This window comes from Flavobacterium dankookense, assembly GCF_004362665.1.
Classification (GTDB): domain Bacteria; phylum Bacteroidota; class Bacteroidia; order Flavobacteriales; family Flavobacteriaceae; genus Flavobacterium; species Flavobacterium dankookense.
The window spans coordinates 61,915-73,756 of record NZ_SNXR01000018.1 but is presented as its reverse complement, the minus strand read 5'-3'; the positions used below and the strand labels follow the sequence as shown (position 1 = coordinate 73,756).

Sequence of the window (11,842 nt, the reverse complement as noted above, 5' to 3'; positions counted from 1 at the left end):
ATGGATTTTTTTTGAGGGTATAGTAGAAATTACGCGTCTAAATCAACCGTAGTTGCATCCGCAATTTTCTTGTAAGTTCCGTTTTCTAATTTTTCACGAATAGCTTCAAAAGCAGTTAAGGTCTCATCAATATCAGACAAAGTATGAGAAGAAGTTGGTATCATTCGCAACAAGATAATTCCTTTTGGTATAACAGGATATATTACAATAGACAAGAAGATACCATAATTTTCTCTTAAATCATTTACCATTACCATGGCTTCTGGAACACTTCCTTCCAAGTAAACCGGAGTAACACAAGTATTAGTGTCACCAATATTGAAGTTTCTAGCTTTTAAACCTGATTGTAATGCATTTACGTTTTCCCAAAGTTTGTCTTTCAATTCAGGGTGATTTCGCAACAATTCTAGACGTTTTAAAGCACCAACAGTTTGTATCATTGGCAAAGCTTTGGCAAACATTTGTGAACGTAAATTATATTTTAAATAATCAATAACGTCTTTATCCGCAGCAATAAAAGCACCAATACTAGCCATTGATTTAGCAAAAGTCGAAAAGTAAACATCAATGCCATCTTGGCAACCTTGTTCTTCTCCAGCACCAGCACCAGTTTTTCCTAGTGTACCAAAACCATGTGCATCATCAACTAACAAACGGAAATTGTACTTTTCTTTCATGGCCACAATTTCTTTCAATTTACCTTGTTGTCCTCGCATCCCAAAAACACCTTCAGTAATGAAAAGAATTCCGCCTCCAGTTTCCATTGCCATTTTAGTAGCTCGTTGAAGGTTTTTCTCCATACTTTCCAAATCGTTATGACGATACGTAAAACGTTTACCCATATGCAAACGAACACCATCAATGATACAAGCATGTGCATCAACATCATAAACAATGATATCATTTTTGGTAACCAAAGCATCAATAGTTGACATAATTCCTTGGTAGCCAAAATTCAATAAATAAGCTGATTCTTTCATTACAAAAGCAGCCAATTCCTTTTCCAATTGCTCATGAACATCAGTGTGTCCACTCATCATTCTGGCACCCATTGGATAAGCAGCACCATATTGTATAGCCGCATCAGTATCAGCTTTACGAACTTCTGGATGATTGGCTAAGCCTAGATAATCATTCAAACTCCAGTTCAAAATATTTTTTCCTTGAAATTGCATTCTCGGACCAAGTTCTCCTTCTAGTTTTGGAAAAACATAATAGCCTTCTGCTTGTGATGCCCATTTTCCTAATGGACCTTTGTTGTTTTGTATTCTTTCGAATAAATCTTTTACCATTGTAAATATGAATTTATAAAAACCTTGCAAAAGTAAACATAAAAAAGTTTACTCTCCATGAATTGAATTATAAAATTTCAATAAATGAAGAGTAAACTAAAGTTTGAATATAAAATGTTTGACAGGGTTTATACGAGTGCGGTTATGCTTTCAAAAAGAACTTCTTTGCTAACAGGTTTTGATAAGTATTTATTCATTCCAATTTCCATAACTCGTTCTTTTGTGCTTTCCATTACATCGGCAGTTACCGCAATTATAGGGATGTTTTTATTGTTTTCGCCAGCTTCTCCTTTTCTAATAGCAATCGTTGCTTCATAACCATCCATCACTGGCATTTGCAAATCCATTAAAACAATATCATACAGATTGTCTTTGAGTTGATTTACTCCTTCTTCACCATTATTAGCAAATTCAACGGTGGTGTTTAGCCATTTTTTGGTAATCATTTTAATCACCATTTGGTTCATGGCATTATCTTCTACTACCAATATTCGCTTTCCTTTTAAATCAAATTCGTCATTGGTAACAAGTGCAACGGCTTTTGGCTCTTCTTTCACAATCTCATAGTCCAGTTCTATAGTACAAACGGTTCCAAGTCCGAGTTGACTTTGGATGTCAATTTTACCTTTTTGAAGATTTACCAATGATTTTACAATGAATAAGCCCAATCCAAGCCCACCAAATTTTCGCTTATTGTTGATGCTTTCTTGTGAAAACGAATCAAAAATACTATTCATTTTTTCTTTCGGAATACCAACACCAGTATCACTGATAGTAAAGAGTAGTTGTACTTTTTTATCTGAACTTGATTGAGTTTCTAATTTGAATTTCACAAAACCTTCATTGGTAAATTTCAACGCATTACTTAAAATATTGTGTAATATTTGACTTAAACGGACAGCATCTCCTTTAACCAATTGTGGGATTGAATTCTCAATATGAAAAGTAAAATCCAATCCTTTGTCTTTAGCTTCTCGTTTAAAATTGGCAGCAATATGCTCAACGGTTTTGGCAACATCAAAATCAGTCAGTTCTAACTTAATTTCATTTTTTTCAATTTTAGAAAAATCCAATATATCGTTAACAGAACTCAACAAACTATAGGTTGAATATTTTATAATTTGACTATTATTTTGAATTTGCTCATCATCATAATCATTCGCCATTGTTTTTGCAATATTTAAAATGGAGTTCAAAGGTGTGCGCAATTCGTGGCTTATATTCGATAGAAAATACGACTTCAATTCATTCATTTCCTCCGATTTTTGTAATGCTAGCTCTTGCAATTCCTCTCTTTCATTCTTTAAATTTCGTATCAAGTTTGCCATCGATAGCGAAAGGAATATGACTTCCAAACCAGTTCCTATTTTGGAACCATTTTCTGTCCAAAAACTCAACGGCAAAATGCTAAAGTTCTTCAAAATGAAAACCACAAACCCACATATTAAAAATAAAATACCAAAGGCAAAAAACTTGTCAATCTGTTTGGTTTGATTGTAAATTGAAACCTGAGAAGCTATGATAAGGACAAGCAAAATCAAGCCTAAAGCATTAGCCGATGGATATGCATATTCCAAAGCGTTAGGTAAAACAAACAATGAAAGCAACAATAAACCGTCTAGCGCATAAAGAACATAAAAAGCATTGTTAATGAATTTATTACGACCTTTTATCTTTAAAAATACTTGAGCATATCTTCCCAGAAAAAAGTTAGCCAGACAGGCAAAAATAGCAACCGAATGAAGGGAAAACCAACCCGCATCTGGAGTAACGAATTTATAAAAATAACCATCAATTGAAAATTGAAGTAAACCAATAAAAACCACATACATGCTGTAGTAAAAAAAGGTTTTGTCTCTCATACCAAAGAAAAAGAACAGGTATAAAATAGAGGCAATGATAAGAATGCCATAAAAGAAACCAAAAATGAATTGCTCAAAAGCACTTTCCTCCAACAAACTTTCGGTTTTGTGAAGAACCAATGGCATAGAAAGCATTTCTCCATCACTTTTAACATGCAAATAAAATTGCTGAGTTTCGTTAGGTTCTAATTTGATTTTGAAGATGGTTTTACGCAAATCAAAACTTCTTTTATCGTAAGGAATAGCATCACCACTAACAAATTTAGTCACCGATTTGTCTTCCTTAATAACATACAAATTAGCGACATCAGTTATAGGTCTTGCCGTTTCAAAATAGTATAAAAGTTCGCTATCTGTGTCGTTTTTCAATTGAAAACGCAACCAAAAATTACTAGAAGTAAAGCCAAAATCTGAGTTTTCATTTGGAACATCCTTAAATTTTATTTCTGGAAAATTTCTAACTTTATTTAAAGTTAAATTTTTTTGCTCCACATCAACATACTCAGTGTGTTCATGAATAGAAATTCGCTTGGAAGAGTTCTTGTCTTTAAAAATGTATTGCGCAGAAGCAGTTGTAATCGACAGTATGACCAAAAGCAACAGCCAAAAGGTCTTACCGCAAACATAATTTGGGGTAATTTTGTTCATAGTGTGTAGGTGTTTTTGTTTTTTGTTGTACTCATTTACGAGATAGATTGGTATTTGGTTTTAAATTATTTAATTTTTTAAAAAAAGTTTAAATAGATTTGCTTTAAAATAGTAATTGAATAATTATGAAACTCGTTTTCGCCTCCAATAATAAGAATAAAATTAAAGAAATTGCACTTTTACTTCCAAACGAAATCGAAATTTTAAGCCTTGAGGATATTGGTTGTTTCGAAGAAATCCCCGAAACAGCCGAAACCATAGAAGGAAATGCCATTATCAAAGCGAATTACATAACCGAAAAGTTTGGTTATAATTGTTTTGCCGACGATACAGGTTTAGAAGTGGATGCGTTAAATGGCGAACCAGGTGTTTATTCCGCTAGATATGCTGGTGAACAAAAAAACGCCAACGACAATATGGATAAACTGCTGTTCGATCTAAGATATAAAGTAAACAGAAAAGCTAATTTTAAAACGGTTATCTGCTTGAATTTAAACGGAGCGCAACATCTTTTCACTGGTGTCATCAATGGAAAAATTATTGAAGAAAAGATAGGAACCAACGGTTTTGGTTATGATCCAATTTTTGCAGCGGATGGTTATGAAAAGACCTTCGCTGAACTCTCATTAGAGGAAAAAGCAGTAATCAGTCATCGCGGCTTAGCAGTCAAGCAATTAATAGAGTTCCTAAATAAATTCACTATTTAATTCTTGCCTCTTGGCTCTTTCTTCTTTTTATCTAATATTGCTAAATCGTAACTAATTAATTATCAATAAATAGCAAATTAGTTTATATGATTTTTATAGAGTATCTTTGCACCAAATTTTAAAATACTTTATGAATAAATTTGAACAATTAGGTCTGAATGAGTCGTTACTGCTGGCGATCAAAGATCTAGGATTTGAGAATCCGTCAGAAGTGCAAGAAAAAGCCATTCCAGTCTTATTGGAAAAAAACACAGACTTAGTCGCTTTAGCACAAACAGGAACAGGGAAAACGGCAGCTTTTGGTTTTCCGCTAATCCAAAAATTAGATGCAGAGGACAGAAGTACACAAGCGTTAATTTTATCCCCAACGCGTGAGCTATGCTTACAAATCACCAACGAGATTAAACAATACTCAAAATATGTAAAAGGTTTACATACAGTGGCAGTTTATGGTGGTGCAAGCATTACAGAACAAGCCCGAGAAATTAAAAGAGGTGCACAAATTATTGTGGCAACTCCCGGAAGAATGCAAGACATGATCAATCGTGGTCTTGTAAACATCAAAAACATCAATTTCTGTATTCTTGACGAAGCAGATGAGATGTTGAACATGGGTTTTTATGAAGACATTGTATCGATTTTATCAGATACTCCAGATGAAAAAAATACGTGGTTATTCTCTGCAACTATGCCTGCAGAAGTAGCAAGAATTGCAAAGAAATTTATGCACGATCCAGCAGAAGTAACTGTTGGTAGTAAAAATTCAGGTTCGGCTACAGTTTCTCACGAGTTTTATTGTGTGAACGCTCGTGACCGTTACGAAGCTTTAAAACGTTTAGCCGATGCTAATCCAGATATTTTTTCAGTAGTTTTTTGTAGAACAAAACGTGATACTCAAGCCGTTGCAGAAAAATTAATTGAAGATGGTTACAGTGCTGCTGCATTGCACGGAGATTTATCTCAAGCGCAACGTGATGGTGTTATGAAATCATTCCGTGGTCGTCAAATTCAAATGCTGGTTGCAACAGACGTTGCCGCTCGTGGAATTGACGTTGATAACATTACGCACGTAGTAAACTATCAATTACCAGATGAAATAGAAACTTATAATCACCGTTCTGGTCGTACAGGTCGTGCGGGAAAATTAGGAACTTCTATCGTAATCATTACTAAAAGTGAGATTCGTAAAATTTCGTCTATCGAAAGAATCATCCAACAAAAATTTCAAGAAAAAACAATTCCTTCTGGAATGGAAATCTGTGAAATACAGTTGTTGCATTTGGCTAATAAAATTAAAGATACTGAAGTTGACCACGAAATAGACAACTATCTTCCAGCAATCAACGAAGTTCTTGATGGTTTGACTAAAGAAGAATTAATCAAGAAAATGGTTTCGGTTGAATTCAATAGATTCATTAATTACTACAAAAAGAAACGTGATTTATCAGGTGAAAAAGGTAGTGAAAGAGGAGAAAGAAGTTCAGAACCAAGAGAAATTAGAGCAGGTGACCCAGTTCGTTATTTCGTAAATATTGGTTCTAGAGACGATTTCGATTGGATGCAATTGAAAGATTTCTTAAAAGAAACATTAGACTTAGGTCGTGATGACGTATTTAAAGTTGACGTTAAAGAAGGTTTCTCTTTCTTTAATACTGATGGCGAACATACTGATAAAGTAATGTCTGTTCTTAATGGATTTGACCTTAACGGTAGAAGAATTAACGTTGAGATTTCTAAAAATGACGGTGGAAGTTCTTCAAGACGTGACCACAACGGAAGAAGTTCTGGTGGTTTTGGTGGAGGAAGAAGTTCTGGCGGATTTGGAGGTAGACGCGATGGTGAAAGAAAATCATCTGGTGGTTTTGGTCCAAGAAAAGAAGGAGGTTTTGGAAACGACAGAAGTTCAGCTCCAAGAGAAGGAGGATTTAGAAGCGAAAGAAGTGCAGCTCCAAGACGTGAACCAGGTTCATCGCAAAGAGAAAGTGCTCCAAGACGTTCGGAAGGAAGTTCTGATAGACCTGCAAGTCGTTCATTCGACGCTGCAAAAAGTAGAAGGCCAAGAAGAAGCTAGTCTCAAGATAAATGCTAGATATAAAATCCAATTTTGATTATTCAAAGTTGGATTTTTTTTTATCCTTATGGCTTTTTGTTAATTTTATTCTAAATCTAAATACAAATTTCTAAATATCTTAAAAGAGTTTCATACTTTTAAACCATCAAAAACCATTATGAGATATTTTCTATTTTTCTTTATTCTTTTTTATTCATTTAGTGTTTCTGCACAAGAAGAAACTGCTGTGCAAAAAGTAACAGGAACAATTATTAATGATAATACATTATTCCCAATTCCAAATGCTAACGTAATAAATATCAATAAAGTAAAAGGTGCTGTAACCAATTCACGTGGTTATTTTGAAGTTGAAGCCACAGTCAATGATACCATTCACATTACACTTTTAGGATATCAATCATTAAGAGTTCGTGTAACAAACGATTGGTTAAAAAATGGAAGTGCTAAAATTCAACTAACCGAAAAAGCGATTGCTCTAGAAGAGGTTATTGTAAAAAAATATGATTTAACCGGTTATCTCGAGATAGATTCAAAGCTAATCCCAGAAAAAGAGAATTTCCGCTACAGTATTTCGGGTCTTCCTGCAGCCTATGAAGCAGGTGAGCGTTCACCAAATGCTTTTACAAGAGTTTTAGGTTCTATTTTCAATCCAGCCGATATGTTGTATAACTTTTTTGGAAATAAGCCCAAGGAACTTAAGAAGTTAAAGTCTATGAAAAAGGACGATACCGTTAGAAATCTATTGGAATCCAAGTTTGATAGAGAAACAATTGCAGTACTTCTTGGTGTTGATAAAAAAGAAATTGCAGAAATATTGCAACGATGTAACTATTCAGAGTCCTTCATTCAAACGGCAAACGATTTGCAAATCATGGACGCAATAAGTGAATGTTACGAACAATATAAGGTTTTGAAGAAGAATTAATTATTTCAATCTGATTTCTGAATAATATCTTTCCTCAATTCGCTTAATATCTTTTATAGAGTTTTTTGCCCAAATCAAGCGTTTTTCCAGTAATTCATTTTCAGTTAATTGCCAGTCTATGTTTGACAACCGTAGGCGAGAAGTAATGTCTTGAATGATAATAGCGGCTGATACTGATATGTTCAAACTTTCAGTAAAACCAACCATCGGGATTTTTAAAAAACCATCTGCTTGTTTCATAACTTCTTCTGAAAGTCCTTCTTTTTCGGTGCCAAAAAACAAAGCACTTTTCTTAGAAATATCAAATTCATGAAGCAAACAGGAATCATCGTGAGGAGTAGTTGCAATGATTTGATATCCTTTTGTTCTAAGGTTTTCAATACAATTAGTAATGTTGTCAAACCTATTGATGTCAACCCATTTTTGCGCACCCATTGCAATTTCTTTGTCAATATCTTTTCCAAATCGTTGCTCTACAATATTAATTTCTTGAATCCCGAAAACCTCACAACTACGCATTACTGCACTGGTATTATGAAATTGAAATACATCCTCAACCGCAATAGTGAAATGATTCGTACGATTTTCTAATACTTTTTGAAAACGTTCTTTCCGGTTTTCGGTTAAAAATCCTTCGAGATAAGCGAGATATTCTATGTCAACCATTTAGAGTATTTTTTTTGTAAATGTAATAAAACACTATTTATTTTTAAATTGATAACTCATATCTTTGATGTATTAGTAAATAGCAAATGAAAAAGAAACTAGTTGTGTTAACTGGCGCAGGAATTTCTGCTGAAAGTGGCATTAAAACCTTTCGTGATGCCTATGGACTTTGGGAAGGTCATGATGTTATGGAAGTCGCTTCGCCCGAAGGTTGGCAAAAAAACAAAGAATTAGTTCTCGATTTTTATAATCAACGAAGAAGACAATTACATCAAGTAAAACCCAATCGAGGCCATGTCACTTTAGCCGAATTAGAAACAGATTTCGAAGTACATATTATCACTCAAAATGTAGATAATCTTCATGAACAAGCCGGAAGTTCTAATGTTTTGCATCTTCACGGCGAATTATTTAAGGTTAGAAGCACTAAAAATCATAATTATATTTTAGATTGGAAAACCGATTTGAATTTAGGCGATGTTGATGAAAACGGTCACCAATTGCGACCACATATTGTTTGGTTTGGCGAATCCGTTCCAGCATTAGACGAAGCCATCGAAATAGCTCAAACCGCCGATTATTTTGCAGTAATTGGAACATCATTACAAGTCTATCCAGCTGCAGGTTTATTGCATTACGCCAAATTAAATGTTCCCGTTTTTTACATCGATCCAAAACCAGCAACTATTTATGATTTGTCAAATCCATTAGAAATTATTCCTATGAATGCTACCGATGGTGTTCCATTATTGAAGGAATTACTTAAGAATATTTGATAAAAAACTGAATACTAAATACTGAACACTGAACACTATTCCTTACTTTTGCACCACAACAAAAACAACACAACAAATGTCACTAACTACTTTAAATGCCATTTCTCCAATTGACGGACGATATAGGAAAGCAACCAAACCTTTAGCCGAATTTTTCTCAGAAGAAGCTTTAATTAAATATAGAGTATTGGTTGAAATTGAGTATTTTATATCGCTATGCGAGAATAATTTACCTCAATTAAAAAATATTAATCCATTAATCTTTGATGCCTTGAGAAATATCTATAAAAATTTCTCAACCGAAGATGCGCTCTGGATTAAAGAAACGGAGAAAACAACCAATCACGATGTAAAAGCAGTTGAATATTTCATCAAAGAAAAATTTGAAACGCTTGGACTTTCGCAATTCAAAGAGTTTATCCATTTTGGATTAACGTCTCAAGATATTAACAATACTGCCATTCCACTTTCAACTAAAGATGCATTTGAAAAAGTGTATTTGCCAAGTTTAATTAGTGTAATTGCTAAATTGAAAGAACTAAGTGTGGAATGGAAGGACATTCCAATGCTTGCCAGAACACACGGTCAACCAGCTTCGCCAACGCGTTTGGGTAAAGAGATTTTGGTTTTTGTAGAACGTTTGGAAGAGCAAATGCGTTTGTTGTTTAATGTTCCATTTGCAGCAAAATTTGGTGGTGCAACTGGAAATTTTAACGCTCATCACGTAGCTTATCCAAATGTCGATTGGAAAAAATTTGGAACTGATTTTGTCGAAGGAATTTTAGGATTACAGCATTCATTTCCAACGACACAAATAGAACATTACGATCATTTTGCTGCCTTTTTTGATGCATTAAAAAGAATAAATACTATCATAATCGATTTAGATAGAGATATTTGGACGTATGTTTCGATGGATTATTTCAAGCAAAAAATCAAAGCAGGAGAAATTGGCTCATCTGCAATGCCACATAAAGTAAACCCAATAGATTTTGAAAACTCCGAAGGAAATCTTGGAATTGCTAATGCTATTTTTGAGCATCTTTCTGCTAAATTGCCCATTTCAAGATTACAACGTGATTTGACGGATAGCACCGTTTTAAGAAATATTGGAGTTCCAATTGGTCATACCATCATTGGATTTGAAGCAACCTTAAAAGGGTTGAATAAATTATTGTTAAACGAAGCAAAATTCGCCGAAGATTTAGAAAAAAATTGGGCTGTTGTTGCCGAAGCAATACAAACCATTCTTCGTCGTGAAGGTTATCCAAATCCTTATGAAGCGTTGAAAGGATTAACTCGAACTAACTCAGTGATCAACAAAAATTCTATTCATGATTTTATCGAAACTTTAGAGGTTTCGGAAGAAATAAAATCGGAACTTAAACAAATTTCACCAAGTAATTATTTGGGAATTTAATGATAAAAGGAGAAAAAATAATAATTATAGTTTTTTCAAGTTTCTACTTAATAATTTTTATTATTGAACTTATATTATTTTTGTTTAAAATAAAAGTACCAAAGTTTAGTCTTAAAAAAATTTTAATAATAAATTTAGTTCTCATATTAATTGGTTTATTAGGATTACTAACATTAACTCATACAAATTATCTAGATTATGAAAAACCAATTCCATATAGTGAATATAATAGAATAGGTTTTAAAAATTTTAGAGGTATAGAATTATTTAAGAAAAAGTTTAATGGCAGTAAATATTTTGCCTATGTAGTAACTACAATTGAGCTAGATAAAGAAAATAATTCTATTGTAGCCTATTTTCATCCTTCAAAATCATTTGTTTACAATAAAAAGTCATCTAGTAGTGATTTACTAACTCATGAATTATATCACTTCAAAATAACAGAAATTTTTGCAAGGAAAACTAGAAAAGAAATTATTGAAAAAAATATTATTAATTTTGATGAGAAAGAACGTGTTTTGATAAAAAATTTAATTGATGAAGATATTTTTCAAAAAAAATATGACTTTGAAACCTTCCATAGTTATGTTTATTCGAAACAAAAAGAATTTGAGAGAACAATAGATAGTCTACTTATAACATTAAATAAATATAAAAACCCAGAATTAAAATGAGAAAAAAATATTTTATTATGTTTTCAACACTAATATTATTAATAAGTTGTAATAATAAAGAAGAAAAATTTCCTATTGAAAAAAGATATTGGACTGTTGATGATTATGAAAACGTTGTAAGAGAATTGAGATATGCAACAAAGCCAGATGAATCTCTTCCAAGATTTAATGATCCAGAAACAAAAATAGTAATTGAAAAACTAACTGATGAAGAAAACTTTAGGGTTGTTTTGAACGATAAAGAATTAGGTTTAACTCATAAAAGTGAGACAGCTCAGAAATTTTTTGATGTTTGGAGAAGTTTGAATGAAACTTATTCTTTATTGGATAAAAAAGATATGTATGTTTATGAGAAAGAATCTTTAGAAATTTGGAGGTTTGGTTTAGAATTACAACAAGAATATTTTAAATTAGGTAATCAAAAAATAAATGAAAATTCCGACGGCTCAGAAAGTGTAAATAAAGTTCTAAGTGACAACGTAGAAACATTAATTGATAATTCTATTATTTATTTAAATGTTATTACTAATGAAAAACAATTTACAGAAGATGGTAAAAAATTAATAGCTGAAACAATAGTTACATCATTTACAAAGCTAATTGAAGAAAATCCGAAAGCTGACTTTACAAATCTTAAAAATAAAATTAATCTTTTAAATAAGAAAATTACTGACCCAACAATTTCAGGATCTTTAAACTCATTATCAACCGTTATTAATATAACAAAGCCAAAAACTGAAATTGAATCATTAGTAAATTAAAAAAAATGATATAAATCACACCAAGTAATTATTTGGGAAT

Annotated in this window: 10 protein-coding genes; 7 read left to right on the top strand and 3 right to left on the bottom strand. The window is 32.5% G+C overall.

Annotated features, from left to right (window positions below):
- Positions 1–29: 29 nt before the first annotated feature.
- Both capB and BC748_RS13240 read right to left on the bottom strand, forming a co-directional pair.
- Positions 30–1,292 carry a cysteate-C-fatty acyltransferase gene (gene capB, locus BC748_RS13245; RefSeq protein ID WP_133533975.1) on the bottom strand — a complete coding sequence of 421 codons (1,263 nt, stop codon included), beginning with the start codon at positions 1,290–1,292 and terminating at the stop codon, positions 30–32.
- 128 nt (positions 1,293–1,420) lie between these two features.
- The gene (locus BC748_RS13240) at positions 1,421–3,802 is read right to left on the bottom strand and encodes a hybrid sensor histidine kinase/response regulator (protein ID WP_133533974.1); all 2,382 of its coding nucleotides are present in this window, start codon (positions 3,800–3,802) and stop codon (positions 1,421–1,423) included.
- A 125-nt stretch (positions 3,803–3,927) separates the two neighbouring features.
- Here BC748_RS13240 and BC748_RS13235 point away from each other — a divergent pair, with 125 nt between their 5' ends.
- From BC748_RS13235 to BC748_RS13225, 3 genes are all read left to right on the top strand, one after another.
- Positions 3,928–4,509, top strand: coding sequence for a non-canonical purine NTP diphosphatase (locus BC748_RS13235; RefSeq protein ID WP_133533973.1), 582 nt, complete (start codon positions 3,928–3,930; stop codon positions 4,507–4,509).
- A gap of 130 nt (positions 4,510–4,639) precedes the next feature.
- On the top strand, positions 4,640–6,580 hold the full coding sequence (locus tag BC748_RS13230) for a DEAD/DEAH box helicase (RefSeq protein ID WP_133533972.1): 1,941 nt from the start codon (positions 4,640–4,642) through the stop codon (positions 6,578–6,580).
- 157 nt (positions 6,581–6,737) lie between these two features.
- Positions 6,738–7,505, top strand: coding sequence for a carboxypeptidase-like regulatory domain-containing protein (locus BC748_RS13225; protein WP_133533971.1), 768 nt, complete (start codon positions 6,738–6,740; stop codon positions 7,503–7,505).
- Here the strand turns inward: BC748_RS13225 and BC748_RS13220 are convergent, their stop codons facing one another.
- A complete protein-coding gene (locus BC748_RS13220; RefSeq protein ID WP_133533970.1) occupies positions 7,506–8,171 on the bottom strand; it encodes a TrmH family RNA methyltransferase in 666 nt (221 codons plus the stop codon). It abuts the gene before it with no gap.
- Positions 8,172–8,257: 86 nt separating this feature from the next.
- Between BC748_RS13220 and BC748_RS13215 the strand changes: the two genes are divergently transcribed.
- From BC748_RS13215 to BC748_RS13200, 4 genes are all read left to right on the top strand, one after another.
- Positions 8,258–8,947: an SIR2 family NAD-dependent protein deacylase gene (locus BC748_RS13215; protein ID WP_133533969.1), complete on the top strand. Its 690-nt coding sequence runs from the start codon at positions 8,258–8,260 to the stop codon at positions 8,945–8,947.
- Positions 8,948–9,023: 76 nt separating this feature from the next.
- The gene (purB, locus tag BC748_RS13210; protein WP_133533968.1) at positions 9,024–10,367 is read left to right on the top strand and encodes an adenylosuccinate lyase; all 1,344 of its coding nucleotides are present in this window, start codon (positions 9,024–9,026) and stop codon (positions 10,365–10,367) included.
- Positions 10,367–11,041, top strand: a complete 675-nt coding sequence (locus BC748_RS13205; protein WP_133533967.1) for a hypothetical protein — start codon at positions 10,367–10,369, stop codon at positions 11,039–11,041. The genes purB and BC748_RS13205 overlap by 1 nt, the downstream gene beginning before the upstream one ends.
- A gap of 17 nt (positions 11,042–11,058) precedes the next feature.
- Positions 11,059–11,802 (top strand): hypothetical protein, encoded by a 744-nt coding sequence (locus tag BC748_RS13200; RefSeq protein WP_133533966.1) that lies wholly within the window; start codon positions 11,059–11,061, stop codon positions 11,800–11,802.
- The last annotated feature ends 40 nt before the right edge of the window (positions 11,803–11,842 follow it).

What these genes read in the sequence shown, in the direction of transcription:
- capB (WP_133533975.1), bottom strand. Translation starts at nt 1,292, where the DNA reads ATGGTAAAAGATTTATTCGAAAGAATACAAAACAACAAAGGTCCATTA.
- BC748_RS13240 (WP_133533974.1), bottom strand. Translation starts at nt 3,802, where the DNA reads ATGAACAAAATTACCCCAAATTATGTTTGCGGTAAGACCTTTTGGCTG.
- BC748_RS13235 (WP_133533973.1), top strand. Translation starts at nt 3,928, where the DNA reads ATGAAACTCGTTTTCGCCTCCAATAATAAGAATAAAATTAAAGAAATT.
- BC748_RS13230 (WP_133533972.1), top strand. Translation starts at nt 4,640, where the DNA reads ATGAATAAATTTGAACAATTAGGTCTGAATGAGTCGTTACTGCTGGCG.
- BC748_RS13225 (WP_133533971.1), top strand. Translation starts at nt 6,738, where the DNA reads ATGAGATATTTTCTATTTTTCTTTATTCTTTTTTATTCATTTAGTGTT.
- BC748_RS13220 (WP_133533970.1), bottom strand. Translation starts at nt 8,171, where the DNA reads ATGGTTGACATAGAATATCTCGCTTATCTCGAAGGATTTTTAACCGAA.
- BC748_RS13215 (WP_133533969.1), top strand. Translation starts at nt 8,258, where the DNA reads ATGAAAAAGAAACTAGTTGTGTTAACTGGCGCAGGAATTTCTGCTGAA.
- purB (WP_133533968.1), top strand. Translation starts at nt 9,024, where the DNA reads ATGTCACTAACTACTTTAAATGCCATTTCTCCAATTGACGGACGATAT.
- BC748_RS13205 (WP_133533967.1), top strand. Translation starts at nt 10,367, where the DNA reads ATGATAAAAGGAGAAAAAATAATAATTATAGTTTTTTCAAGTTTCTAC.
- BC748_RS13200 (WP_133533966.1), top strand. Translation starts at nt 11,059, where the DNA reads ATGTTTTCAACACTAATATTATTAATAAGTTGTAATAATAAAGAAGAA.